The sequence below is a fragment of the Dyella agri genome (genome assembly GCF_044904705.1).
Lineage (GTDB): Bacteria > Pseudomonadota > Gammaproteobacteria > Xanthomonadales > Rhodanobacteraceae > Rhodanobacter_A > Rhodanobacter_A agri.
In genome coordinates this window covers 168,949-194,706 of the sequence record NZ_JADIKL010000007.1, presented here as the reverse complement: position 1 = coordinate 194,706, position 25,758 = coordinate 168,949, and the positions used below count along the sequence as shown (strand labels likewise).

Genomic DNA, 25,758 nt, shown 5'->3' with positions numbered 1-25,758 from the left:
GGTCGAAAGCGAACCTGCTGGCTGTTGTGCATATAAGCGGTTGAGCCCAGCCCCCACCATGGCCAACTACTTGGCCTCACTGGACACGCTGGAAGTATTCTCGCGCGTTTAGATCGGGCATTACTGGATCTGTGCTACCCATGTACACCCAGATCGTATCCGGGCCTACGAATTGAAAAGTGGTGACGTCATCCTTCTTACCGAAGGAGCGCTTTGCAGACCAGACGATCTCAAATTCATTACAGAAGAGAACTTTGTAAGGCTTGCTCTCCTCAAAGCCAGTCAGATGCCTAGGTTGACCATTAACAGTGACATCAACGCTCGGCATTACCGAATGAAGTCCATCCTTTGTAAACGTCAATGTCATATGACCAAGCATCACGCCGAGGAAAGCCTCAGTCTTTGGCTGGAGATTCGCATTACGTGCGATGAACTCCATAGACCTTTTGCTATCGGATTTCCAAGTCCCCAAGAGGTTGCGTTCGCACGCATGGGCCTGGCCAAGTGACAAAATTGATAGAGCGATAAAGAACGGACTGATCAGACGCATGAAGACGTGTCCTTGATTTTCCCCGAGTCGCATTTAGGTCCGCTATGGGTCGAAAACGGACACCTTCACTCGTAGATTACTGCGACTTCGCCGAACTGAAATTCCGCTGCCGTCCGGACCAATGCCGGGTAGGCAAACCAGTACTGGCGCCGCAGAGCATCGGTCACGAAAGACTCCCCGTACTCTGCAATTGCGTTCCTTAGTTCGCCCTTGGACAGGCGACTGCGATCTAGCCGAAGCAAGGCCCGCCGATGCCGCGTCATCAGCCTCTTGAATTGGCCTAAAGAAATGATGCCAAGCTGTGCCAACTCGGGAACCAACTCATCGAGCGAGGCTTCGCCGTAGTCATTTCTCTTAGGAAAGAGCCGCGACATGATCCGACGGATGGCCTGCCCTGTCAGGGGCTTGGCGTAGAGAATTTGCCTCGCCGAGTTCTTCGACATTTCTGCTCCTTGGCAGCCACGATGGAATATCCGCACTGTCGGAAGCAGACGTTCAGCCACCTTGATTTGCGACCTTGTTGGAAACTGCCTCTCCAACATAAGCCAGCAATGGAGCGGCCTCCGTTAGCGTAAGTGCAACCGGTGAGGCGTCGGGACGTAAGACGCCGAGGACAAAGTCTAGGTCGTCGTTTAAATCGCCCACTCCTAGATCAGATGGTCTTTCGTCCATCGCCCGAGATTCACCCGGCAAAACAGCCCAGTAAAACGGATGCTCGATCTCCACCTCGCGGATGCCGCGAGTGATCATGATGTGGTCAAACAGCACCTCGATCGCTCGCCTCAGCTCTATCAAGTCAATCGTCTTCGCTCCCATCTTACTTCTCCTAGATCCCTGCGCACTTCCTTGGGTAATGTCCGCTATGGGTCGAAAGCGGACCTTTTCAGAATCATAGCCACAACCGCCTCACGCGCTCATGGTCAGCACCAGCGGGGTGCTCAGCGCCTACCGGAATCCATGTCCAACTCGACCGGAATCCTCACCTCGAGTGCCGACAGCATGCCACCTTGGAACGGTCCGCTGTCGCCACCCTGGCGCAGATAGAACATGGGCACTATCGAAAGCGCGGCCTGGGGGTTCCGGCCATCGGCGGCCCTCGCTTATCGCTCCAGAATTCAGGCCAGTCAAACGGCCCTCCCCGCGCCCGCCCGCCAGGCAGGCCCGTCTTGATTCAGCGTGGCCTGCCGGTCACAGATGGGGCTGACTGTCACTGCCCATTTACGCGTCCAGGCGGAGAGTATTCCGACTGGGGCGGTCTTTCGATGAACTGAACAAGTGTCGCGCAGCAAAGCGCCAGGCAGAGACGCGATCGCCTTCCTTTCCACCTTATCGAGACGCGGAGAAGGTCATGAGCAACAAGCCTGCTGTCGTGCTGGTACATGGATTCTGGGGTGGCGCCGCCCATTGGGCCAAGGTCATCGTCGAACTCAAGCGCTTGGGCTACGACAACCTGCATGCCGTCGAGATGCCGCTGACCTCGCTTGGCGACGACGCCGATCGTACGCGCAAGATGCTCGCCCAGATCGACGGTCCCGTAGTGCTCGTGGGGCATTCGTACGGCGGCGCGGTGATCAGCGAGGCTGGCAACCAGCCCAACGTCCGGGCACTGGTTTTCATCGCTGCGTTTGCCCCGGACGCCGGCGAAAGCCCGGGTGGTATCACGCAGCAGAATCTGCCGGAAGCCGCGGCGAACCTCGCGCCGGACAGCGACGGATACCTCTGGCTGAAGCCGGACAAGTTCCATGAGAGTTTCTGCCAGGACCTGACGGCTGACGAAGGCCTGGTGATGGCCGTAACGCAGAAGGCGCCGTTGGCGACCACGTTCGGCGACTCGGTGACCGATCCGGCATGGCGGCACAAGCCGTCGTGGTATCAGGTTTCCAATCACGACCGTATGATCAACCCCGAGAACCAGAAGAAGATGTCCGCGCGGATGCAGGCCCGCAAGATCATCCACCTTGATGCGAGCCATGCATCGCTTGCTTCGCAACCACGCGAAGTGGCGTCGTTGATCAACGACGCGGCAGCAGCCACCGCTTCGTAAATCGGTTCTACGTAGCGGCAGCTTCGTCCGTGGGTTGGCATGCCTGCCCTCGATGCATAGCGGGCATGTCATCACCTGTTACCGAGGCTCGGGCGTGCCAGCTTTGCGTTGCCTCTAATCTGCCCCGACGACCGGCCCCCCGATAGCAAGGCTTCGGACTTCCCCCGGCCCGGTGGAAGCGCCAGTCCACCGGGTTCAGGCGCTGCAGGCCTGCCGCCGCGCCGTGCAGCGCAGCGCGGCGTTCCCGGTCGCCGACACCGGGAAGCCGCTTTCAATCGTCAGGCATTGATCTGCCAGCACTGCAACGCCGGGCCGGTGCGATACGACAACCAGGGTGGTTCGCGGCAAGCGACGTTTCAGCATGGCGAGGACAGCCAGCTCTGCGGCAGCATCCAGCGCGCTGGTGGCCTCGTCCAACACGGCCAGGCGCGGTCGCCGCAGGATTACCTGGGCCAGCAGCAGCCGCTGCAATTCGCCGCCGGACAAGCGACTGGAGGCACTGTGCAGCGCGGTGTCCAGCCCATGCGGCGAGTCGGCCAGCCGCCGGTCGAGACCGACGTCAGCCAGTGCGCTGCGCAGCTGTGCATCGGTGGCTTCGGGCGCCGCCCAACGCAGGCACTCGCGCACCGAACGCTGCCACGGCCGCACGTTCTGGCTGACGTAGGCGCCATGGCGCACCAGCTCGCGATAGGCGTCGAAGGCGATGGGCCGGTGATCGAGGCGCGCCACGAATACGTCGGGCGTAGCCATGCCGGCCAGTACGTCGACCAGGCTGCTCTTGCCGATCCCGGAATCGCCGGAAATCAGCGTGAGCTCGCCGGGCACCAGCACCAGTTCGCCCACTTCGAGACCCATCAGTGGTGGTGTCAGCCGCATCCGCTCGATGTGCAGGATCCCCTCACCCGCCGCTGGCTGCGGTGGTACCGCAGGCGCAGGCGGGCGGTCGGCGTCCAGGCGCATGTAGCGATGCCACAGCTCGAAGGCCGGGGCAGCCGAACGCAGTTGCTGGAAGCTCTGCCGCGTTGCCACCAGGTAGGGCAGCAGGCGCCCGAGCAACAGGCATACGGCGATCAGCGAGGCCCGGTCCACGCCTCGCCAGCGATCGGCAAGCAGGAACAGCGACGTGATGCCAAGCATCGCCAGCAGTTCGAGCACCAGCCTTCCGGAGGCCACCAGCTCCAGCTGGCGGCGATAGCCGTGGCCGAGCCGGGCGGCGATCGCGCCGCAGCTCGCCTTCTCCGCAGCCTCGCGTTCGAACGAGCGCACGTGGCGCAGGCGTCGCGGAAAGTCCTCGCTGTGCCAGAACAGCTGCGTCATGTCGGCCACGTAGCGACGTGCGACCCATGCCTGCTCGCGGCCATAGGCGCGTGAAGCGGCCAGCCCGAGGCCCGCCAGCAGCGGCACGGCCAGCAACAGCGGCGGCGCGACCCAGAACGCGAAACCCAGACTGACCGCCGCGGTGATGCCGACCACCAGGAGCTGCTGCAGGGCGCTGAAGCCTTGCACCAGGATTTCGACGTTGTGGGTGAGCACGTTGGCGATTTCCGCGGACGTCGCATCGGCCAGTGCCGCCAGCGGCGCGTCGATCAACCGCGCATGCACCTCGCGGCGCAGATTCACGCCGTAGCGGCCGACCAGCCGCGCACCCAGCCGCGCCGCCTGCCAGCGCAATAGTGCAAACGCACCGCTGGCCACTGCAAAGCTCGCCGCTTGCGCGCCGACGCTGCGGCGCGCATCGAGCAGGCCCCCGCCGAACGGCAACACGTGGCCCGGCTGGACCAATGGCACCAGCAGCAGCGCCGCCAGGCTGCCGGCGATGGCCGCGCCCAGCGACAACACGACGTACACCGCGGTTTCCAGTAGATCTCTGTGCGCCAGGGAACGCAGCAGCGCGCGCAGCAGGTCCAGCGACCGGACGTGCGTCATCAAAGGTTCGTCGGGCCCCGTCGCCGGATCGCGCGGCCGGTCGGCAGCCACGGTTCCAGAGGCGTTGCCCGACGATTCGGTGCAACGTTGCTCCCTCGTCGAATTTCGCATGCCGGTGAGTGCGGGTCGCCAGGCAAGAAGTTGTGCGCCGCCGGTACGCTTCGCATCACGAAGTCCGCCAGGACCACCCGTCGCTCACTCCGGTTCAGCGGGTAGGCCTGTTCAGTGACCGCCCGTCACAGGCATCTTGCCCGCTTGCATGCCCTGCACGATGTCCAACGACCGCGCCACGTGCTGGTCGGGTGGTGGCCATAACCGCTGGACGATCAATGCACCCCGTCGAGCAGCCCGTGCAGCGCAGCGACGGCGTCGCGCGGATGGTGGCCGCGACGCAGCTCGTGGACGCCGCGCCGGATCAGCTGCTGTTCGAAGCGGTCCCAACCCGGTTGCGTCGCCGCGTACGACTGGTTGGCGCGCAGGCGCGCTACCGCGTCGCCGAGGCGGACCGGGCCCAGCAGCACGTCCGCGTCGCCGGCCTCCTCGGCGGACACGAACACCGCCCCCACCAGATCCAGGGGAGCTGCTGCAAGCTTCCCGGGCCCTTGTCGCAGATCCGCCTCGCATTTCTCCACGCCGCTGCGCCGGTGGATGCGTGGCGAGCAGTCGAGCCAGTGCCGGGCTACTTGGTCGCCCACGTGATGCAGCGTGTCGGCCTGCACGTGCAGGTAGTTGGCTACGCCAGTGGCGAGCAAGGTATCCGGCTGCACGAAGACGGCATCCTCGGCGAGAAAATCCAGGCCGTGCAGCAGGCTGTGCAATGCCAGTGTCGACTTGCCCGCGCCGCTCTCGCCCAGCAGCAACACGCCCCGCCCCTGCCGACCCACGCAGGCACCGTGCAGCGGGACAAGTCCCAGCACGCGCGTCGCCAGGGTGAATACGGCGAATTCCACGAGCTCGTAGCGCAAGTGGTAGGGCTGGTCGAGCATGTCTTCCGAGGTCACTACCAGCGCCTGTCGCTGCGCGGGCGCCAGCACCACGTAGTTCGACGCGTCCATCACGCCGCACAGCAAACCGGCGCCGGATTGCGTCCGCACCGGCAATGGTTCGGCTCCCGGTGGCGCGGCTCTGCGCGGCAACAGCCGCAGCTCGATGTGCAATTCCGGTGCAGTCACTGGCAGGCGATGGGGCGGCAGGCCGGCATAAGCGGTCTCGACCACCTGCAGCAAGGCCGCGCTGGCACTGTCGAACCGGAAGTCGGCACCCAGGATCGCCTTGCGTACGGAGAACGCAGGGGCGCTGCGCTCACGGAAAGGGTCGGCATCCGTGTCTGGCATGCCGTGGGGGATCGTCAAGGCCAACCTCGTCGCGCAGCTCGCGGCAGATAGCCCGTGAGTACGGGTGCGGCGGGAAAAGGTTGCGCGCACGCAGCCATCTCCGCCGTCACGGCCGCCGTGTCGAGGCGCAACGGCGCGTTGCCACGAGGCAACCGAAGCCCCGCGACAGGGCACTCACTTCGGAAAACAGCGGGCTCGAACGCAACCATCGCCCGTCATGGCGCCACCACAGCCCGTCCCATCGGCCATCGGAGGCCATAGCGATGCTGAAGATCCTGGTCGGCCACGCCTACTACCTGAAGTACGACCGGAAGCAGTGGGAGCGCGGCAAGCCTTATCCCCCGCTCGCCACCCTCCAGGTGGCCGCCCTGTTGCGTCAGCTCGGCCACGAGGTCGCGCTGTTCGACGCGATGCTCGCCGAGGGAGTCGAGGATTTCGAGGTATCCCTGCACGACGTGCGCCCGGATCTGGTCGTGCTCTATGAGGACAATTTCAACTTCCTGACCAAGATGTGCCTGGACTGCATGCGCGAGGCAGCCTGTCGCATGATCGCCGGCGCGCGCACCGCCGGCGCCCGCGTGATCGTGGCAGGCTCGGACGCTTCCGATCATCCGGAGGCCTTTCTCGCGGCAGGCGCGGAAGCCGTCCTGGTCGGCGAGGGCATCGCGGCCCTGGCTGCATTGGTCGACCGGTTGGAGCACCAACCCGGCATCGCCGCGCCGGCCTGGGTGGCCGGTCTCGCCGGCGTCGCTGCGCAGGCGGGCGGCCAGTTGCAGCAGACGCGCGTCGGTGCGCTGCCACCCGATCCGCGTCTAGCCGGGCACCCGGCCTGGGACCTGATCGACATCGAGCGTTATCGTGCCGCCTGGTACCAACGGCACAGCTACTTCAGTCTCAACATGGCCGCGTCGCGCGGCTGCCCGTTCCGCTGCAACTGGTGCGCCAAGCCGATCTGGGGCAACCATTACATGCAGCGCACCCCGGCGGATGTCGCGGCGGAGATGAGCCATCTGAAGCACGCCTTCCAGCCCGACCACATCTGGATGGCGGACGACATCTTCGGCTTCCGCGTCGACTGGGTGACGGAGTTCGCTGAACACCTGCGTGCCAGCGACGGCGCGGTGCCGTTCACCATCCAGACCCGGGCCGACCTGATCAGCGAGCGCATGGCCGAAGCGCTGGCGCAGGCCGGTTGCGCCGAGGCGTGGCTCGGTGCCGAAAGCGGCAGCCAGCGCGTGCTCGACGCCATGAACAAAGGCACCAGGGTTGCCGAGCTGATCGTGGCGCGGGAACGGTTGGGCCGGCACGGCATTCGCGTGGGCTTTTTCATCCAGCTCGGTTATCTGGGCGAGCAGCTGCCCGACCTGTTGGCCACCCGCGAACTGGTTGCCCAGGCTGCGCCGGACGACATTGGTGTGAGCGTGTCCTACCCGCTGCCCGGGACGCGGTTCTACGAACTGGTGAAAGCCCAGCTCGGCCGGAAGACGCATTGGCGGGACAGCGGCGACCTGGCCATGATGTTCCGGGGCGCCTACGACTCGGAGTTCTACCGCCGTGTGCGCGACCTGTTGCACGAGCAAGTCCTGCTGCAACAGACGAAAGTCGGCGCGCCACCGAAACGCTACCGTGCGGCCAGCGCCGCGCTCGCCGCACGCTGGGAAGTGTTGATTTCCTCCGAGGAGGCACACCGCAACAAGGATGCGACACCGCCGTTGGCGCCACAACGCATCGTCTCGCAAGCGAACTGAATCCTTGCCATGTTGCCGCCCCTCGCCACCATCAAGGACGGTCTGCGTCGCACCACCGAGGCACTGGCTGCCGAGCTGGCTCTGGCGCGGCCGGGCGGCGAGACGCCTGCCTGGAGCGAGCTGGAATGGGAATTGGCCGCCGCCGCCGCCGTCGCGCACGGCGTAGCGCCGCTGCTCGACGAATACTCGACCTGGGACCATCCCGCGTGGCGGCACTTCCTCGCCAGCCAGCATGCGCATGTCGAGCAGCGCCATCACCGCATCATCGAACTGCTCATGCGCATCGATGCGGGAGCCCGCACCGCGGGCTTTCCCGTCGTCGCACTGAAGGGTTCGGCGCTGCATGCCGAGGGCATTTATGCGCCGGGCGAACGACCGATGGCCGACATCGACCTGCTGGTGCGTGAAGCCGATGTCGCGGCCGCGGGCGCATTGCTGCAGAAGCTCGGCTACGAAGCCTCGTTCGCGCAATGGAAACATCGGGTGTTCAAACCCGCCAACGGCCAGCCGTACGCTGGACTGGGCGAACACCGCGATGCGCCGGTGAACATCGAACTGCATACGCGCATCCAGGAACGGCTGCCCGTAGCCGCCGTCGACATCACCGAACGGATCTATCCCCGCGAGCCCCGGCCCGGCTTGAATCCCTATCCGTCGACCGGCGCCTTGATGAGTCACTTGCTGCTGCACGCAGCGGGCAACATCTGTGGTCGCAGCCTGCGCCTGATGCACCTCAACGACATCTCGCTGTTGGCCACGCGCATGGTCGCGCGCGACTGGAACGAGCTGTGGGGTCCCCACGGTGACGATGCGCCCTGGTGGGCGTTGCCGCCGTTGCGGCTGGTGGCGCGCTACTACCGGCATGCCGTTCCCGAAACGGTGCTCGCACGGATCGAGCGCGACTGCCCTCCCCTGCTGCGCACGGTATCGCGACGGCAGACCCTGACCCGGGTGTCGTGCTCCGAGCTGTGGCTGCACGCACTCGCCGGCGTCGAATGGTCGCGCTCTTTTGGCGAGGCCGTGCGCCATCTTGCGCGCCATGTCCGGCCTACCGAGGAAGCCCGGAAGGAGCGCGCCGACATGGCGCGCACCCAGCTCTGGTTGCAGGGGCAGGACTGGATCACCTCGTCCAGGCATCGGCGCGTGCTGACCTGGCTGGTCCGGCCGGTGCCGCGCATGGACACCTTGTATGTGGTGCGCGCGGCGCTGGAACCTCGCGCCCTATCGACGAACAAGTAGCGGATTTGCCCCCGGGGCACTGACGGCATGCACACTGGCGAGCAGTACCACGAATTCATGCTGGCCTCGCCGCGGGATCGCGCGGTACGGGCTAGGTTCCAGCAGTTGGCGCTGGACCTGCTGCCCGCGGGCGCAGCCGTGCTCGATTTCGGCGCCGGCACAGGCATCGATGCAAAAGCCTATGCCGCCAACGGCCACCCGACGTTCGTGTTCGAACCGGCAGAGGCAATGCACGATTGCCTGATGCGGCACTGCCACGACGAGATCGCCAGCAAGTCGATCGTCGCGGTCGCTTCGCCGCTCGCCTGTACGGTGCAGGCGGTCACGGCGAACTTCGCGGTCCTCAACCATTTCGTGGACCACGCCGTGCTGTTCGAGCAGCTGTCGCGGGTGGTCCAGCAAGGTGGTTTCGTGCTGGCCAGCCTGCTCAATCCCTACTGCCTCGGCGACGCACGCTATCGCTGGTGGCGGGCGAACCTGTTGAATCTCGTGCGCCGCGGCCACTACGCCATCCCGAGCGAAAGCCGCATCCACCGGTTCGCACCACGGATCGTGGCGCGGGCGGCGATGCCGTATTTCCGGCTGGAGCGCCTCGCTCCCCGCGGCCTCGGGTTGGCTTCCGAGCTCTACATGTTCCTGTTGTTCCGGAGGGTCTGAAGATGTGGAAGGACTGGATCAGGCCGTTCGTCCGCCCGCTGCCGCAATGGTCGGTGGTCGCCGTCGCGTCGCCGCAACAGGCAGTCGCTGCCAACCTGTGCTGGAACGGTGCCACGGCAGACGTGACCAGTGACCACACCGTGGCCTCGCTGCGGCCGCTCACCATCGCGACCAGCCTGGATGCCGGGCCGCACCCGACACTCGAGTATCGCGACCGCGCCAGCGGCCGGCGGCTCGGGGTGCTGCAGCTGGCGCGCGCGGCGGCGGTCAGCAGCGAAGGCAGTACGCTTACCCTTTATCACGTCGCGGCCGGTGGGCATCGCTGCCTGGCCTGGCCGCTGCGCCCATGGAATACCTGGTTGCAGAACCGCCTCATGCAGCGAACCGCTCCATCGCCGCACTCCCTGATGGCGCCTGCCGCGACCCAGCAATTGATGATCGCCTACCTGAGCCCGCGGCCGGTCATCCTCGTCTCCGTCGACGCGCCGGGTCACCACAACATCTTCCCGATGGACTTGATCGGGCCGCTGGGGCGCAGCGGGCTGTTTGCGCTGGCGTTGCGCAGCACCAACGTTTCCGTGCCTACGATGCGCGAATCGCGCCGGGTCGCCCTCTCCTGCATGCCTGCGGCGATGAAGGACGCCGTCTACGCACTCAGCGTGCACCATAAGCAGCCACTCACGGACTGGGAGGCGCTGCCGTTCCCGGTACGACGCTCGCGTACCTTCGGCATACCCGCAGTGGCGGCGGCGCTGCGCATCCGCGAGCTGGAGATCGTGCACAGCGAAGAGGTCGGCTCGCACACGCTCTTCCTCGGCCGCGTCGTCTCCGAGGAAGCCTTGGCCCAGGCCACCCAGCTGCACCACACGGCAGGCTTCCATCAGGCTTGGCGCCGCCGGCACGGCCAGCCTTTCACGGAGCCGCGGACCGCCTGAGCACGCCGTGGTTCAGGCCTTCGTCGCCACCGCCAGCGTGAGGCTCTGCAGGAAATGGAAGTCCGGCCGCCGCAGCGCGTAGCGCTCGTCGTCCGGATCGCACAGCCGCGCCAGTGCGTCGAAATCCTCCGGTGGCAGGTAGGGCCGCAAGCGCTCGCCCCAGGTATCGCAGAAGATCGCCTCGTGCAGGTAGCGCTCGTCCGCTTCGACGAGTGGCTGAGTGCGCTCGATCATCCGCGTGCGCACCGTCACCAACGGCAACCCCGCCGCCTGCAGCCAGCCGACCAGCGCACGTACGGCGGTGAATTCGTGCTCGCTGCGGCCGTAGCGCTCGCGGTAGTACGCGCGCACCGCGTCATTGACACGTTGTTCGAGGCGGGCATCCCACGCAAAGTACATGTCCGGCACCAGCGAGCTCTGCCCCACCACCAGGCGGCCACCCGGCCGCAGCAGCGTCGCCAGCGTCCGCACCCCGGCGATCGGATCGTGCAGATGATTGATGGCGTTGACGGCCCAGACCAGGTCGAAGCTGCCGTCCGCCAACGGCGGCCGCAGCATGTCGGCCTGCAGGATAGTCGTGTGCACTGGCGCGCCGCGACGGGCGGCGCGAACGTGCGCGGTTGCAAGGTCCATCCCCACCACCAACGCGCGATCCTCCGCGGATTCGTGGAACCAGCCGACCGCCTCGCCGGTGCCGCAGCCAGCGTCCAGCACGCGCTGCCCTGCCTGCACTGCCAGCGCGGCTATCGCCTCGCGCAGTTCCGGCCGCGCGAAGGCGTTGAACAGCGCCAGTTTCTGCGCGTAATCGCGTTGCGAGGTATCGCCAAGCAACCCGGCCATGGTTTGTTTCTCTCCGTCCACCATTCACCCCTGCCCACAGCGCGCGTTCGGTATCGACGATTCAAGTACCGCGTTCTCCCCATCTGCGATGCCCGGCGCGGGTGCATGCAGACCGGCGTTGTATCGCAACCGCCCGCGCAGACGAACAAACGAGCGCTCTATCAGGAAGTACGATGCCAGCGCCGCGAGGAAAACCAGCATCAGGTTCTGCGGAAACGCATTCATCCATCGCTCGGATCCTCGAGCAAGGAAGACCTCCTGCCACAGATACAGCGAGTAGCTCAGCGCGCCGAGAAACACGACGGGTTTCCAATTGAGGAGCCGCCCGACCATCGAACCCGCATGGCGGGTACTCGATTCAATCAGCAGTGCGAGGCATACGTTCGTCACCGGTGTTCCGAGCAGTATCACTACCGGCTCGCCGCCCACCCGATTGAGCAGCAGAACCAAAGGTATCGTCAGCCCCAGCCAGCGACTCGCAGTCAGCCGCAGATACCACGTCTGAGTGAGCAACCAAGGCCGCAGCAGAGCCAGGGCACAACCAGCGGCCAGGTAGTCGCACATGGTAGGGAAAGTCGCCATGTTGCTCAGCACATTGGGACCCACGTGGAGCACCCACGCGCGCATGGCGGCACGCAACAACGCACTCGCGAAGATCGCCACAATCGCGACCATCAGCGCACGGCGCTCGCGCATGCTTGCCAGCAGCAACGGCCAGAGCAGATAAAACTGCTCTTCGATCGACAACGACCATAGATGGCCCAACAGCCACGGATGGCTAGGGGAATAATTGAACGCGAAGGCAAGCGCAAAGGCAAAATCCCTGCCGGCCAGGTGTGCCATGCCCAATAACGTTGCGACCGCCACGACAAAGATGTACGCGTAGAACGCGGGAAAGATGCGCAAAACCCGACGCAGGTAGAACCGCTTCAGCGAGATGGTGCCGGTCTCCTCGCGCTCGCTCAGCAGCAGCGAAGTGATCAGGAATCCCGAAATCACGAAAAACACCAGCACGCCCAGATGGGCGACATCGCCAAACCATTGCCCATACCCACCGGGGTTCGAGACCGGGAAATTCCGCGTACCACTGAGGTGTCCATAGAGCACCATCAGGATCGAAACCGCCCTGATGCCGTCCAACGATGGCATGCGCGCACCTGTCGGGCCCGGCATCCGCGGTGAACCACGCCACGAAGGGAGATGGCCATGGAGTTTCATCGCAGAACCGCTCGCACCTGCTTGGTCAGTTGGGGATGCATATGCCGCCCGCGTCGTGGTTGCAGCCTTGGTCTGTGCCGCTCCTCAACCTTCTGCGCAGGCGGACGAACGGGCGTTCGACCAGGAAATACGATGCCAGCGCCGCGAGGAAAACCAGCATCAGGTTCTGCGGAAATGCGTTCATCCACGCGTTGGATCGGTGGTCGAGAAAAGGCATTTGCCACAGATACAGCGAGTAACTCAGCACGCCTAGAAACATCACCGGCCTCCAGTTCAGGAAGCGACCCACCAGGTTGCGCGCATGACGCGTGCTGGCCTCGATCAGCAGCGCGAGGCACAGATTCATCACCGGCGACCCCAGCAGTATCGCCATGGGCTGGCTGCCCATGCGGTTGACCAGCAGCACCAGCGGCACCGCGAGCAGTAGCCAGCGACTTCCGGTCAGGCACAGATACCACGCCCGGGTCAGCAGCCATGGCCGCAGCAACGCCAGGGCACAACCTGCGGCCAGGTAATCGAACATCGCCGGGAAGCTCGTCAACATGCTGGCCGGAAAATGCGGATCGACGTTGGCTATCCACTCATGCATGGCGAAACGCACCAGCGGGCCGACGCAGATTGCCGCAACGGCGGCGAGCAAGGCACGACGCCCGCGCAAGACCCGCAGGGTCAGTGGCCACAGCAGGTAGAACTGCTCCTCGACCGACAACGACCAGAGATGCCCGATCTGCATGGAACGGTCCGGCTCGAAGTTGACCGTGTAGGTCAGCGCGTAGGCAAAGTCGCGGCCGCTCAGTTGCGTCATACCCGCCGCCGTCGCGATCGCCATGACCAGGACGAACGCGTAGAACGCGGGAAAGATGCGCACGATCCTGCGCAGGTAGAAGCGCTTCAGCGAGACCCCGCCCGTCGCCTCGCGCTCACTCATCAGCAGCGAGGTAATGAGAAAGCCGGAAATCACGAAAAACACCAGCACGCCGAGATGCGCGACATCGCCGCACCAGCGGCCGTATTGCGCGATGGAAATCGGAAAATGCCGCGTCCCGCACAGATGCCCGTAGCACACCATCAGGATCGAGATCGCCCGCAATCCGTCCAGCGACGGCATGCGGTTGGCGGTCGCATTCGGCGCCGGACCCGTCGGCCCGGCGAGCGGCGACGCCGTGGCGCCCTTCATGCGCATGCGGAGTGCAGGCGCCGGTAGAGCGCCTCGAAGGTGCGAGCGGTGTGGTCGGCGTCCTCGCGCAACGCGCGGCACTGGGCGCCGGCGGCCAGGCGAAGCCGCAGTTCCTCGTCGCCCAGCAGGCGGCCGATGGCATCCGCCAGCGCCGCCGCGTCGCCGACCGGCACGGCCAGCGCCGCCGTCGGCGCCCACTCCGCGATGTGCCCGACCGCCGTGCCTACCGTGGGCACGCCTACGGCGGCGGCCTCGAGCGTCACTAGCGGTCCGGCCTCATGCAGCGATGACATCACCAGCAGGTCGACCGACTCCATCAGCGGGCGCAGTTCGCGCTGGGTCTTGAAGCCGAGAAAGCGCACGTGCCCGTCCAGACTGAGCTGGCAGGCGAGCCGCTGCATCTCGCCCTGCAAGGTGTCCACGCCGACGATGTCCATTTCGAATTCCAGGCCTGCTTCTGCCAGGAGTGCCAGTGCGTGCAGCAGGGTCGGCTGGTCTTTGACGCGGTTGAGGCTGGCCACATGGATCAGCCGGGCCGGCCCCGCATCGCGCCCGCGCGGCGCGCGTGGCGGCCAGACCATCAGGTCGACACCCAGCGGTACGCGCCTGGCCTCCAGCCCCAACGCACGCAAGGAATCGAGGATCGGCGTGCTGGCGGCGGTGATCGCATCGGCGCCGCGCAGCACCAGCGCCTCGCGCAGCCGCGCCTTCCACGTGCGCCGGCCGCCGTAGGCTATCCCGGGCAGCGCGATCAGCTCGCCACCGGCGATGTGCACCAGGCTCGGTCGTCTCAACAGCTTTGCCGCAACCACGGCGACCAGACTGCAGGAACCGGAGAAGATCGCGTGGATGGCGTCGAACGGCGCGCGGCGATGCTCGGTCCGGATCGCCGAAATCGCACGCAGCCGCGTCCGGCCTTCGCCGATATTGTGGATCTGCGCGCCGGCCAGTTCCCAGCGGCCCGGCGTGGCCTCCTGGTGCAAGGCAAAGACATGCACCTCGTGTGTGCGCGCAAGCCGTCCTATCAGCGCCAGCAGCGCCGGGATCACGCGGAACTCGCCGCTGCGATCTACCCCGCCGGGAACCACCAGTGCGATCTTCATGGCGCGTCACCGCGGCGATCGCCGAGGACCCGCGCGTAAGCCTCGGCCCAGAGCCGCCCCACGGCATTGAACGAGAGCGTCTCATCGAAATGCGCACGCACCTCCTGCGGCGAAGCCCGGTTCGCTGCGGCATCGACCAGCGCCTCGGCCAGCGCCGGCGCATCGCCGCACGGCCACAACCGGCCGATGCGGCCGTTGCCGGTCAACGTGCGGAATGCAGGGATGTCCGTGAGTACGGGCGTGAGGCCGCAAGCGATGGCCTCCATCGCCGCGTAGCCGTTGCTTTCGGCGCGGCTGGCGGAGACGAACAGGTCGGCGGCGCGCATCAGCGCCTCGACCTGCGCGTGCGCTACCCGGCCAAGCAGGTGCACGCGGTCGGCCAGCCGACGATCGGCATCTATGCGCGCCCGCACCTCGGCCAGCATCGGCTCCTCGCCAAAGGCGCACCACAGGCGCAAGCCGGGCATGCGCTCCGCCGCCAGCGCGATGCCGTCGAGCACCGTCAAAGGATCCTTGCCGCGATTCAAACGACCCACCCACAGCGCGCAAGGTTCACCATGCACGCCGGTCGCCGCGCGTGCTCGCGCGCGATCCCCCGGTGTGAAACGGCTGCTGGATTCGGGTATGGCGAAGAGACGTGTCGCCGCACCGAACAGGCCGGCGGCGACGAAGGAGCGCGCGAGATCGAGCGAAGTGAACGCCACGCCTGCGGCTGCCGCGAAACGGCGGCGATGGCGCGGTCGCCGCCACCAGCGCGGCAGCCGGTCGGCATGATCCTGGAACACCACCGGCACTCCCGGCGCGAGTTTTCCGGCCACCGCGAAAGCGTCGTCGGCGTAGGCCAGACTGTGCGCATGCAGCACATCGACGCCGCTGCCGTCCAAGGCATCGGCGAAACGGCGGCCCCGACCATTCACCGTGCAGGTTCCACGCATGTCGACGAGGCGATAGTCCACGCCGGCACGCGTCAGCTGCTCGGCCCGAGCGGCCGCCTGCAGCACGGTGACCCTGACGCCGGCGCTCGCCACCAGCTCCGCGATGTCCGCCAGCGACGGCCAGCGCTCAAGCACCGCCGCGAGATCCAGGCCGCGGGGCGCGGGCAGGAAATTGATCTGCACCACGTGCATGGCCGGCCCCCGTCTACAGGCCAGACACCTGCGGCATGCGCAGGCGTACCAACCGGTTCGCCAGGGTCAGCTCCCACGGCCTGTCGTACTTGCGGAAGCGGTAGCGCCAGCCGGCCATCGCGCTGAGCCTGCGTTTGGCCCATGGCGGTGCGCGCAAGTCCTGCACCGTCGGGTAGCGACAGCGCAGCACGGTGACGAAATCATTGATGCGGCGACGCAGCCGATCGGTGAGCCATGGGGCATCCATGTGGCAGGCGTAGTCGACCCAGTGTGGCTGCGCCCACTCGTCCGGCGTGGTGGGAAACACCACCGGTTCGCCGTCGACGTCCAGCAGCGGCGCACCCGGCCGCCTGGCGCGGTCCTTCTCGTGGCGGCTGTGCTCCGGCAGCGGCGTGTAGACGTAGATGACAATCTCCGTCTGCGGATTGATCCGCTTCATCTCGCGGATGAACTCGAACGTGCGCTCGGTTTCCTCCTCCGTGTTTTCCGGCGGAGCGACCATGAATGACAGCTCGGGGATCACGCCGTGGCGGCGGCACAGCTCGACCACCTCCCGGGTCTGGTCCGGCCGCGTGCCCTTGCGGATGTCGTGCAGCATCTGGCCGCTGGGCGATTCGGCACCGATGTAGGCCATGCGCAGCCGGCTCTTGCGCACCAGTTTCCAGGCGGGCTCCGAGAGCTTGAGCAGCGCATCGGAACGGGCGAAACACCACCACGGCAGCTCGAACCTGGCCATCACCTCGAGCAGCGGCACCATGTCCGCCTCGCGATCGAAGAAGTTGTGGTCGAAGTACTGCACCGCATCGGCGCCGAGCACGTGCTTGAAATAGCCAAGCTCGCGCTCCAGCCGTTCGGCGGCCGGAAGCCGGGTCACGCCATTGAACATCGCGGCCACACCGCAGAACGTGCAGTGGTAGCGGCAGCCGATCGCGGCCTGGTGGGCCACCGTGCGCTGGCCGAGATAGGTGCGCGCCAGATAGCGGCGCGGATCGCCGAGCTTGTCGTAAGGCAGCAGCCCTGCGGGGTCGCGACGCACGATGGGCCGGGCCGGGTTATGCACCACCGTGCCGGCGCGTTTCCAGGACAGGCCGGCGATACGGTCCAGCCCGGACCTGTCGCCGACGAGGGCGGCAACCAGTGCCGGCAGGGTTTCCTCGCCCTGCGCGCGGATCGCGTAGTCCACGTAAGGTGCGGCCAGGGTGGCGTCCGTGTGCAGGGTCGGGAAATAGCCGCCCCAGATGATCGGCACCGCCGGAAAACGCGCGCGTATCGCCTTGGACACCGCGATCGCCGTGGCTACCTGTGGACCGCCCATTACGCCCACGCCGACGGCGTCGAAATGCTCTTGCTCCATCGCACGCACGCTGTCGTTGACGAAGTCGCGGTCCACGTTGCCGTCGATGATGCGGCTGCTGCCGCCGCGGTCCAGCGCCGCCGCCAAGTGCAGCAGGCCGAGCGGGAATCGCGCGCTAGAGCGCGAGGTGACCGTCGGATTGATCAGCAAGGTACGCGGAGCGGTCATGGGCAGGCCTGCGTGCAAGCGGGATCGATGCCGGCAACGTCGGGGGTGCGCCGCAACCGCAGCACCAGCGCGACGGGTACTTCCAGCGCCCGAGGATCGAAATGGGCACCGGCGGGGATCTCGGCCGGGTCGAGCATGGGTTCCAGCACCTGCTCGATGCGCAGCCCGAGCATGGTGCAGGCGGCATGCCAATGGCCATACAGGTGCGGCGTGTGCCGCACGGCGTAATGGCTGCCGCCGGACTTGAAGTCGCGCTGCCAGCCCAGGGCATGCCCGATCGGATGCACATCGCTGCACAGCAGGATGCCACCGGGCCGGGTCACCCGGCGCAGTTCTGCCAGTGCCTGCCCGAGGTGCTCGACGTGTCCGACGACCAGGCCGCAGATCGTCAGGTCCGCCTGGGCATCCGGCACCGGCAAGGCCTCCAGGTTTCCCTGCAACAAGGTGACCTGCGCAGCGGTACGCAAGCTGGCCAGCTCCGCATCGGCGCGCTCCAGCATCTGCGGCGACAAGTCCACGCCAACCGCGCGCGCCGCGCCGCGCCGCAAAGCATGCAGCAGGTAGCGCCCGCTGCCGCAGCCGGCATCGACTACCGCCTGATCGCGTAGCGAGGCCGGCATCAACCCGAGCATCGCGCGCTCCTCGGCGCGCATCACCGGGTTGTGGGCGTATGCCGGATATGCGGACGCCCACAGCGCGTAGGCCTCGGCCGGCTCCAGCAGCGGCTCGTGCGCCATCATGGGCACCACGCTTCCACGGCGCGCTCGCGCCCGGGCGCGTTGCACGCAGTGGCGAGTTCGAGCCCTGGCTCGAGCGCGAGCAGGTCCGGCTCGGCCAGGAACGCGGCCAGCAGCTTCGGCCGGCCGTCCAGCAGTACGGATACGGCATCGACGCCGGCGACCGCGAACCACTCGGCGAAGTCGGGGTCGGCGATGCACGGCACACCGTCGCGCACGACCGCGCGGATCTCGCTGCGCTCAAGGTCCGTCAGGCTGCGTGCCGCACCGCCCCGGTCCTCGACGATGACCAGGTCGGCCTGCGCGCCCGGCGCGAGGTTGCCGCGTCCCGGCAGGCGCAGGATGCGCGCCGCCGCCGCCGTGGCCAGCGCCACGACCTGCGCGGGCGTGAGCTCGCCACGGGCGGCGATGCCGCGCATCTCCTCGAGCAGGTCGCGTGCACCGCTGAGTCGCGAGTCGCTGCCCAGCGCAAGGCGATCGGCTGCGCACAGGCGTCGCGGGTCGAGTGTGCGCCCGAGCAGGTTGCGGTTGCTGGTCGGGCACCAGACCACCGCGGCGCCGGTGGCGATGACGCGATCGATGTCCGCCGCGCGCATGCCCACGCCGTGCACCAGCACGCTGTTCGCCGCCAGACAGCCGAGCCGATCCAGTTGTGCCAGCTCCGCCTGCGCGATGGCGTCCGTACCCTCGGCCAGATGGATCATCCAGGGTCGCCCGGCAGGCGTGGCGGCAAAGCTCGCCCGCACCGGTGGCCCGTAACCGGGCCAGCCCAGCGCGTAGCTCCAGCCGTAGTCCCGCAACAGCGCTATCGGAAAATCCAGTGCGTCCAGCGCAGGATGCCAAGGGTCGTGGTGCGCCACGCAGCTCACACCGGCAAGCAGGTTCTTCAGTGCGCCATGGCGGAGCCGCAGCGCTTTCGGCAAGCGCAGTGCGGCGGCGACGGCGGGTTCGGTGAAATGCGCCTGGAACGCCCGTATCCACGCGTAGCTGTTGGCGAATGGTGCACCCGCATGCAATGGCGGCACGGCGTTGACGTGCAGATGCTCGTGCGCGTTGATCAGTCCGGGAAAGATCAGGTGATCGCGCAGGTCGATGCGCCAGGCCCGCGCGGCCAGCGAAGCACCGATCCGCGTAGCCCGGATCGGCAGCGGAGCGTGCGAGGCGCCGGACGGAGTGACCGTGACCGCGCGGCACAGACTGATGTCCAGCATGGCCTGCAAGAAGCCCATGGCGTCAGCGTCGCCGCATCACGATCAGGAAGTGGTCGCCCATGCCACGCAGCAGCGGCAATGCCCCGAGGCGATCGTCGAGCCAGCCCAGGCCGGCGCAGTAGCGACGGTGGCGGCGGTAGTAGTCCACCAGGTAGGGCGGCGGCAGGAACAGGCCGAGCGCACGGTAGCTCGTCAGCTCGAAATGCGCGGCAAAGGCGCGGTAGAACTCGCGTGGCGTGTAGTAGAAGGTCCAGATCGTGTGGCGGTTCATGCCCACCGCGGTGGCACCGCGCGCGGCGCGCACGCCGGCCCGCCGCCAGCGTCCGCGCAGCACATAGTGCACCAGTTCCCATGGGCAGATCCGTCCGATCACCGAGAACATCAGCCGACCGCCCGGCCGCAGCAGGCGCGCGCATTCGGCTGCGACCACATGCAGGTCGGGCGCGCAATTCAGCGGACCGAAATTCGAGTAGATGCCGTCGAAGGAGTCGTCGAGCCGGTCGAGCTGCTGGATGCCGAGGTGCTCGGTGGCAACGCGAGCCTCCATGCCTGCGGCGGCGGCACGCACCTGCGTGCGCGCGACCATCTGTGGCGACCAGTCGGTGGCGACAACCTGATAGCCGCGCCGCGCGAATTCGAGCGCATCCAGACCGGTACCGCAACCCAGATCGAGCAGGCTTCCGCCGGAGGGAAGTTCACGGCACACGCTGTCCCAAACGGTCGAGCGCATGCGCTGGATCAGCTCGTTGTTGCCGCGTGGGCCGTCGTAGTCGGCCGCCACGCTGTCGAAGGCACGCTGCGTATCGAGCAGCTTCGCCTCATCCAGGGAACCGCCGACGTCCCATGCAGGGGGCGCGGGCCGCGGAGGAATCGCGGTTTCCAGAGTCTGCCGCCCGAATTCGTGCTCCCTTTTCATCTCGATCTCTGCTCCGGCGGAACATCCTTCACCATGCGCCACGACATACGGCATCGGCCCCCGCCGATCCAAGGCAAACGCATCTTCATGTGCCTGCCCCATGGGTGCCGATGCGATTCGCTTTGGTTGAATACGATTGGCAGTCAGCGCATGCGGCGGCTACGCCGAACGTCGTGCCACGCTCCTGGCCAGCGCCGCCGACGAGCCAAGGAAAATCCCCAGCAGAAGGCCGATGCCCCACGTCAGCGCGGGGTTCGGAAATGCTTGCTGCTCCGGGACGTAGACCGGCCAGACCGTCGAGGTCTCGTAGGTGTAGGTAGGCCCGAGCCGTTCGACGAGATCATTCTTGGCCTGCTGCAGGCCACGGATCTCACCCTCCTTGTTGGATAGCAGCAAGCTCGCGAGCATCGGATTGGCGACATCCTTGCTTCCCGGCCCCCCCAGGCTTTCTGGTTGGCTCGCTTTCCGGTACCGGGCTTCGTCGGCCTGTGCAGTCTGCAAGTCGCTCTCGATCCCGGCGAGGCGCCCGCGTGCCGACGTCAGCTGTACCGCTTCGAGAGGCTGGTGGATCGTGTGTAGCCGTAGCGCCGTCGCGGTAGCGAGTGCGTCTGCCTGCTGCCGGGAATAAGACCGTACGCTCAGCCTGATCAGCGGACCTGCGTATGGCAGCGGATCCAGCTTCAGGCTCTTGCGGTAGAGGCCGGCCACTGCCGAATTCGGCGCGTAGCCGGCATCTTGAAGAACCTCGTTCTGGAACGGCACCAGTTGCAGCCGCTCCAGTACGCGCTGCAGCGGTTCGACCTTGGGATCCTGCCCTGGCGGCACCGCTCCGACCTGCCCTATCTGGATCCAGACAGTCGCCTCCCACTGGCGTTTCACCAGATGCGCGAACGCATAGGTGCAGGCCAGGGTCAGCACCAGCACGAGTACGAACCACTTCCACCCGCGCGCGAAGATCCGCCACAGATCGACCAGATAGATTTCATCTTGTTCCATGATTCTGTACTCGCTGGAGAGACAACGAAGACACGGCTTGTGTAGTCATGGCGCCATCCCCTGCCTTTCGGTTCGGCAGCCACGCCGCGAACAGCTGCAGGAAAAGGCAGACGGCGATGAAACCTGCATTCGTCCACGTGAAAGCCTGCGGCGCGAACGGCGACATCACGCACACGTAGGACATGCGCAGAAAGATCAACAGGGAGAACAGCGGCACCGTCGGTCGCAGCCGCCGCACGCTCCACAGCAGCATGGCGTACAACACGAACGCCGAAATCACGGCGCCGTAGGGACCCAGTGCAAGCAGGAACGGAAAGAACTCCGTGCCCACGTTGATGTTCGGCGCATCCAGCGGAATGTCTGTGCCGGCAGTCACGACCGAGCCATGCAGGGGAACGAGCTGGTTGATCAGGAAGTCGGCATTGACGTAATGCTTGGCCAGCATCGCGCTGAAGTTGTAGGGGCCCGCGCTGCCGTACAGCAGCAACCACTTGATGCCCTGCGGCGCGGCGCGGTACATCGCGCCGAACGGCAGCGTGACGTAGTCCAGCGTGCCGGAACGCACGATGCCGAGGATCGAGAACACGCTGACGCCCGCCAACGCCAGTGCGCCGACAGCCTTCCAGGGTGGCGGTCTCTCCGGGTCCCGTCGCAGCAGGATCAGCAGTGCGAACGAGAACACCGAAGCGAACAGGCGATTTCGGTCGATCACCAGTACCGGGAACACGAAGCCGGCAACTATCAGGAAATTGCGCAGCCAGCGGCGCCGGGCACAGAGCAGACCGATCGGAGGCAAGACCCAACACATGTCGGAGACGTGCCGGATGTGCTCGCGACCGCCCGCCATCGAGGCGTACGCCGAAGGTTTGTCGAACAAGGGAATCGGATACAGCGCAAGGTCGAGCAGGCAGAACAGCAGGATCAGGCCGGCCAGACCCAGCGCCACAAAGGAGTCGCGGGTGCCGACGTAGTGGCGCGCGCGGAACTGCGCAGCCGCCGGGATGCGCACGCCGGCCAGCACGTCCAGGAGCACGATGGCCGACGCGGTCACCGCCAGCAGGAGCAGACCCTCGAGGTAATCGGCCGGCAGTTCGTAGGTGAACCAGGTCAAGCCGCAGGCGAACAGGATGGGCAGCCCCAGCCAGGTGGAGGGTAATCGCAGCACCGGGTTCATGTTCCCTCCGCGTGCTGTCGCACGGACGGCAACCTGGCCCTGAGGGCCAATGCCAGATACGCCGCCAGGTGACGCAGCAGCGGCCAGGGCCGCCGCTCCAGGAACGAGATCTTGGCGTCGATGTAATGCGACTGTGCCCGCAGCAAGGTCCGGTACGGCTCTTTGAACAAGCCGGCCCTGAACCTCGCCACCTGCCGCGATTCGGCCAGGTTGGCGATGCGGGCTCCCTTGTGGCGCGTTCTGCTCACGTTCGATGCGTGCAACCGATAGGCGCATACGTGGACGTCGATGAAACCGAGCCCATTGCGCGCCGCCAGTCGCAGAAACAGATCCCAGTCTTCGATGCGAAGGCCTTCGCTCCAGCGGTCGGCGGTATCCAGCGCGCACTTGCGGATAAGGACGACCGGCCCGCCAATGGCCCACTGCCGGATCACCGCACGGCGGATGCCATCGTCGGTGAGATAGAGACTCTTGTCGGCGCCGTGCAAGTCGCACATGCCACTGTCGTGCAGCTTGTGCCCGTTGCCGTCCACGACCATGGAGTCGCCGATCACCGCCACCTTGTGCGGATGCTCCTGCAGGTAGCGAACCTGCGCGCCGATACCGCCGGGAAGCAAGTAGTCGTCGCTGGCACCCGGACGCAGGAATTCGCCATTCGCGCGCGCCGCCAGCTCGTTCAGGGTCGCGGCGATGCCGCGATGCTCCCGCCGTACGTACTCGATCGGGATATCCATGCAATGCGCGGCGACCCAGTCGGCGATGCGCGCGCCGGTGCGGTCGGTCGAACCATCGTCGATGATGATGAGTTCCTTGGCCGGATAGGAGTCTTCCAGGACGCTGTCGAGGCAGCGCAACACGTAACGTTCGTGATTGAACGCAGGGATGAGCACCGAGACCAGCGGCGGCATCAGACCCGGCGTCACGTCGAGGGCCGCCATCACACTGTCCCCAGGTAGCGCCGCACCACCAGCACGTTGAAAGCGAGGTAGCCGAGATAGTTGGCCAGGAACGCATACATCGCGCCGACCACGCCGAAGCGCGCGGTGAACAGGTAGACCAGCACGAGGTAGCTGGCCGCGAACACGCACTCCGAGATCACGAACAGCCTGGTCATGGCCTTGGCCAGCATCACGTAGGAAAGGATGAAAGAGGCGATCTTGACTACGTCGCCCGCCAGCTGCGGCGCGTACAACGCGTTGGCAGGCACGAAGTCCGTGCTGAACAGCAGTTGCGTCACCCAGCCCCGCAGCAGGTACACAACCGCCGCCAGGGTTATCACCGCCGGCAAGACGTAGCGATAGGCGCGGCGCAACTCGTGCACCAGCTCTGTGCGATCCTGGATCGAAGCCAGCTTCGGCAGGTAGTAGATGTTGATCGCCGCGGTGAGGAACAGCAGATAGGCATCCGACACCTTGCTCACGGCCTGCCAGTAGCCGACCTGCTGCCAGCCGAGCTGCAGAGCGAGATGGTCGCGCACCGCGATGTTCACCAGCGGCGAGACCAGCGCGGCGGTGAGCGTCATCACGGAAAAGGCCGCCAGCCGCAGGGTCATTTCGCGATCGAAGCGCAGCCGCAGCATGCTGCGCCGGAAATACGAACTGCGCCACCACGCCGGCAATCCGACAACAAGCCACAGCAGCTGCCCCACGATCAGCGCAAGCAGCGCGCCATAAAGCTGCAGCCAGCGCGCCAGCCAGATCACCGTCATGATGCTGAGCAGCGAGCCCAGCACCTGGATCAGCGCCAGCCTGCGCACGTCCATGAAGCCGTTGATCACGGCCAGGATGTAGTTGACCAGCGCAATGCCGAACTGGGCCACGGCAAGCACCCGGATCAGGCCCGCGTAGGCAGGATCGTCCAGCAGCCATTGCGCCAGTTGCCGACTGAACAACAGCGCCAGGCAACCCATCAGCACGGAGGCGCACAGCGCATACCAGAGCGCGGCAGCCAGCAGGCGCGCCAGGCGCGGCGGGTCGTGCCGGTATTCGGCAACGTACTTCACGATGCCGGCGCTGATGCCGCCGCCGGCCAGTACGGCCAGCAACGACATCAGGCTCATGAACTGACCCAGCTTGCCCACGCCTGCAGGGCCGGCGAACCATGCCACGAGCTTGACCACCACCAGCGCCGCCAGCAACCGCGCCGCGGTGGCGATCGAGGAGTAGAAGCCGGCGCGCACGATGTTCATGGCTGGCACTCAAAGGCATTGCAGGCATCGACCACGCACTCCACCGCGACCTCGCCTAGGCTGGGCCCAAGTGGCAGACTCAGTACCTCCTCGTGCAAACGTTCGGTGACTGGCAGCCGTACATCGCGCAGCTCGGCATAAGCCGGCTGGTGGTGCGGCGGCACCGGGTAATGCACCTGGGTTTGCACGCCTCGCGCCTGCAAGTGCTGCTTCAGTGCGTCGCGACTGCGACAGCGCACCACGAACAGATGCCAGGCGTGCTGCTCTTCATGCACCACCTTCGGCAAGACGATTTGCGGATGACGGATACCTTCGCGATAGCGCTGCGCCACACGCCGGCGCAACGCAATGTCGTCGTCGAGGTGGCGCAGTTTCACGCGCAGCAATGCAGCTTGAATTTCGTCCAGTCGGGAATTGACCCCCTGGAAAAGGTGGTGGTACTTCACCTCGGAGCCGTAGTTGCGCAAAGCCGCGACACGCCGTGCCAACCGCGCATCACCGGTGACGACGGCGCCACCGTCGCCCAAGGCGCCGAGGTTCTTGGCGGGGAAGAAGCTGAAGGCCGCCGCATCTCCGAACGCGCCGGCCCGGCGCCCCTCGCTAGCCGCACCGTGCGCCTGCGCGGCATCCTCGATCAGCAACAGGCCGTGCCGCCGCGCCAGGCCGGCCAGCGCCGGCATATCGGCCAGCTGGCCGTACAGATGCACGGCCATGATCGCGCGGGTGCGCGGCCCGATTGCCGCCGCCACGCAGGCCGGATCGAGGTTGAAGGTCGCCGGATCGGGCTCCACCGGAACCGGCACCAGCCGGCTCCCGCTGATGGCGAGAAAGCTGGCAATGAAGGTGTTGCCGGGGACGATGACCTCATCGCCCTCGGCCAGGGCGCCCAGTCCCATGTAGCCGCGCAGGATCAACGCCAGCGCATCGAGCCCGCTGCCTACGCCCACCGCATGGCGCACGCCGCAGTAGGCTGCGAACTCGCGCTCGAAGGCAGCCAGTTCCTCGCCAAGTACATAACGCCCCGAATCGATCACCCGCGCCGCTGCCGCCTTCAGCTCGTCGGCATAGTCCGCATGGACCTCCTTGAGGTCGAGGAACGGCACCTCCATCCGCCGG

24 protein-coding genes are annotated in these 25,758 nt (G+C 66.3%); 5 read left to right on the top strand and 19 right to left on the bottom strand.

The window, feature by feature from the left end:
- Nucleotides 1-76: 76 nt before the first annotated feature.
- The 3 genes from ISP14_RS13620 to ISP14_RS13610 form a co-directional block, all read right to left on the bottom strand.
- Nucleotides 77-550, bottom strand: coding sequence for a hypothetical protein (locus ISP14_RS13620; protein ID WP_404540858.1), 474 nt, complete (start codon nucleotides 548-550; stop codon nucleotides 77-79).
- 65 nt (nucleotides 551-615) lie between these two features.
- Entirely contained in the window at nucleotides 616-993 is a 378-nt protein-coding gene (locus ISP14_RS13615; RefSeq protein WP_404540856.1) for a hypothetical protein, read from the bottom strand.
- 52 nt (nucleotides 994-1,045) lie between these two features.
- The gene (locus ISP14_RS13610) at nucleotides 1,046-1,366 is read right to left on the bottom strand and encodes a hypothetical protein (protein ID WP_404540854.1); all 321 of its coding nucleotides are present in this window, start codon (nucleotides 1,364-1,366) and stop codon (nucleotides 1,046-1,048) included.
- A gap of 532 nt (nucleotides 1,367-1,898) precedes the next feature.
- On the opposite strand from ISP14_RS13610, the gene ISP14_RS13605 reads away from it, so the two are divergent.
- Nucleotides 1,899-2,594, top strand: a complete 696-nt coding sequence (locus ISP14_RS13605) for an alpha/beta hydrolase (RefSeq protein WP_404540852.1) — start codon at nucleotides 1,899-1,901, stop codon at nucleotides 2,592-2,594.
- Nucleotides 2,595-2,789: 195 nt separating this feature from the next.
- Here ISP14_RS13605 and ISP14_RS13600 read toward each other — a convergent pair whose 3' ends face one another.
- Nucleotides 2,790-4,520: an ATP-binding cassette domain-containing protein gene (locus ISP14_RS13600; protein ID WP_404540851.1), complete on the bottom strand. Its 1,731-nt coding sequence runs from the start codon at nucleotides 4,518-4,520 to the stop codon at nucleotides 2,790-2,792.
- Nucleotides 4,521-4,846: 326 nt separating this feature from the next.
- The gene (locus tag ISP14_RS13595; protein ID WP_404540849.1) at nucleotides 4,847-5,872 is read right to left on the bottom strand and encodes a phosphoenolpyruvate carboxykinase (ATP); all 1,026 of its coding nucleotides are present in this window, start codon (nucleotides 5,870-5,872) and stop codon (nucleotides 4,847-4,849) included.
- Nucleotides 5,873-6,117: 245 nt separating this feature from the next.
- Here ISP14_RS13595 and ISP14_RS13590 point away from each other — a divergent pair, with 245 nt between their 5' ends.
- Genes ISP14_RS13590 through ISP14_RS13575 form a run of 4 tightly spaced genes read left to right on the top strand, consistent with a single transcriptional unit; the run spans nucleotide 6,118 to nucleotide 10,433 of the window.
- Complete coding sequence (locus tag ISP14_RS13590; protein WP_404540847.1) at nucleotides 6,118-7,602, top strand: B12-binding domain-containing radical SAM protein; 1,485 nt, start codon at nucleotides 6,118-6,120, stop codon at nucleotides 7,600-7,602.
- A gap of 9 nt (nucleotides 7,603-7,611) precedes the next feature.
- A complete protein-coding gene (locus tag ISP14_RS13585; protein ID WP_404540846.1) occupies nucleotides 7,612-8,841 on the top strand; it encodes a nucleotidyltransferase family protein in 1,230 nt (409 codons plus the stop codon).
- Nucleotides 8,842-8,868: 27 nt separating this feature from the next.
- Complete coding sequence (locus ISP14_RS13580) at nucleotides 8,869-9,498, top strand: class I SAM-dependent methyltransferase (RefSeq protein ID WP_404540845.1); 630 nt, start codon at nucleotides 8,869-8,871, stop codon at nucleotides 9,496-9,498.
- 2 nt (nucleotides 9,499-9,500) lie between these two features.
- A complete protein-coding gene (locus ISP14_RS13575; protein WP_404540843.1) occupies nucleotides 9,501-10,433 on the top strand; it encodes a flavin reductase in 933 nt (310 codons plus the stop codon).
- Between the two features lie 12 nt (nucleotides 10,434-10,445).
- On the opposite strand, the gene ISP14_RS13570 is transcribed toward ISP14_RS13575, so the two are convergent.
- The 14 genes from ISP14_RS13570 to ISP14_RS13505 form a co-directional block, all read right to left on the bottom strand.
- Nucleotides 10,446-11,273 (bottom strand): class I SAM-dependent methyltransferase, encoded by an 828-nt coding sequence (locus ISP14_RS13570; RefSeq protein ID WP_404540841.1) that lies wholly within the window; start codon nucleotides 11,271-11,273, stop codon nucleotides 10,446-10,448.
- A 24-nt stretch (nucleotides 11,274-11,297) separates the two neighbouring features.
- Nucleotides 11,298-12,422 (bottom strand): acyltransferase family protein, encoded by a 1,125-nt coding sequence (locus ISP14_RS13565; RefSeq protein ID WP_404540839.1) that lies wholly within the window; start codon nucleotides 12,420-12,422, stop codon nucleotides 11,298-11,300.
- Between the two features lie 94 nt (nucleotides 12,423-12,516).
- Entirely contained in the window at nucleotides 12,517-13,674 is a 1,158-nt protein-coding gene (locus ISP14_RS13560) for an acyltransferase family protein (protein WP_404540838.1), read from the bottom strand.
- Nucleotides 13,665-14,771 carry a glycosyltransferase family 4 protein gene (locus tag ISP14_RS13555; protein ID WP_404540836.1) on the bottom strand — a complete coding sequence of 369 codons (1,107 nt, stop codon included), beginning with the start codon at nucleotides 14,769-14,771 and terminating at the stop codon, nucleotides 13,665-13,667. The genes ISP14_RS13560 and ISP14_RS13555 overlap by 10 nt, the downstream gene beginning before the upstream one ends.
- On the bottom strand, nucleotides 14,768-15,898 hold the full coding sequence (locus tag ISP14_RS13550) for a glycosyltransferase family 4 protein (RefSeq protein ID WP_404540834.1): 1,131 nt from the start codon (nucleotides 15,896-15,898) through the stop codon (nucleotides 14,768-14,770). The genes ISP14_RS13555 and ISP14_RS13550 overlap by 4 nt, the downstream gene beginning before the upstream one ends.
- A 13-nt stretch (nucleotides 15,899-15,911) precedes the next feature.
- Entirely contained in the window at nucleotides 15,912-17,420 is a 1,509-nt protein-coding gene (locus tag ISP14_RS13545; protein WP_404540832.1) for a B12-binding domain-containing radical SAM protein, read from the bottom strand.
- A complete protein-coding gene (locus ISP14_RS13540) occupies nucleotides 17,417-18,157 on the bottom strand; it encodes a class I SAM-dependent methyltransferase (RefSeq protein WP_404540910.1) in 741 nt (246 codons plus the stop codon). Before ISP14_RS13540 ends, ISP14_RS13545 begins: the two co-directional genes overlap by 4 nt.
- On the bottom strand, nucleotides 18,157-19,386 hold the full coding sequence (locus ISP14_RS13535; RefSeq protein ID WP_404540830.1) for an amidohydrolase family protein: 1,230 nt from the start codon (nucleotides 19,384-19,386) through the stop codon (nucleotides 18,157-18,159). The genes ISP14_RS13540 and ISP14_RS13535 overlap by 1 nt, the downstream gene beginning before the upstream one ends.
- Before the next feature lie 4 nt (nucleotides 19,387-19,390).
- Nucleotides 19,391-20,386 carry a class I SAM-dependent methyltransferase gene (locus tag ISP14_RS13530; protein WP_404540828.1) on the bottom strand — a complete coding sequence of 332 codons (996 nt, stop codon included), beginning with the start codon at nucleotides 20,384-20,386 and terminating at the stop codon, nucleotides 19,391-19,393.
- A 57-nt stretch (nucleotides 20,387-20,443) separates the two neighbouring features.
- Nucleotides 20,444-21,280 (bottom strand): Wzz/FepE/Etk N-terminal domain-containing protein, encoded by an 837-nt coding sequence (locus ISP14_RS13525; RefSeq protein ID WP_404540827.1) that lies wholly within the window; start codon nucleotides 21,278-21,280, stop codon nucleotides 20,444-20,446.
- On the bottom strand, nucleotides 21,267-22,454 hold the full coding sequence (locus ISP14_RS13520; protein WP_404540826.1) for a hypothetical protein: 1,188 nt from the start codon (nucleotides 22,452-22,454) through the stop codon (nucleotides 21,267-21,269). Before ISP14_RS13520 ends, ISP14_RS13525 begins: the two co-directional genes overlap by 14 nt.
- The gene (locus ISP14_RS13515; protein ID WP_404540824.1) at nucleotides 22,451-23,392 is read right to left on the bottom strand and encodes a glycosyltransferase family 2 protein; all 942 of its coding nucleotides are present in this window, start codon (nucleotides 23,390-23,392) and stop codon (nucleotides 22,451-22,453) included. The genes ISP14_RS13520 and ISP14_RS13515 overlap by 4 nt, the downstream gene beginning before the upstream one ends.
- Nucleotides 23,392-24,642, bottom strand: a complete 1,251-nt coding sequence (locus tag ISP14_RS13510; RefSeq protein WP_404540822.1) for an O-antigen translocase — start codon at nucleotides 24,640-24,642, stop codon at nucleotides 23,392-23,394. The genes ISP14_RS13515 and ISP14_RS13510 overlap by 1 nt, the downstream gene beginning before the upstream one ends.
- Nucleotides 24,639-25,751, bottom strand: coding sequence for a DegT/DnrJ/EryC1/StrS family aminotransferase (locus ISP14_RS13505; RefSeq protein WP_404540909.1), 1,113 nt, complete (start codon nucleotides 25,749-25,751; stop codon nucleotides 24,639-24,641). The genes ISP14_RS13510 and ISP14_RS13505 overlap by 4 nt, the downstream gene beginning before the upstream one ends.
- Nucleotides 25,752-25,758 lie beyond the last annotated feature (7 nt).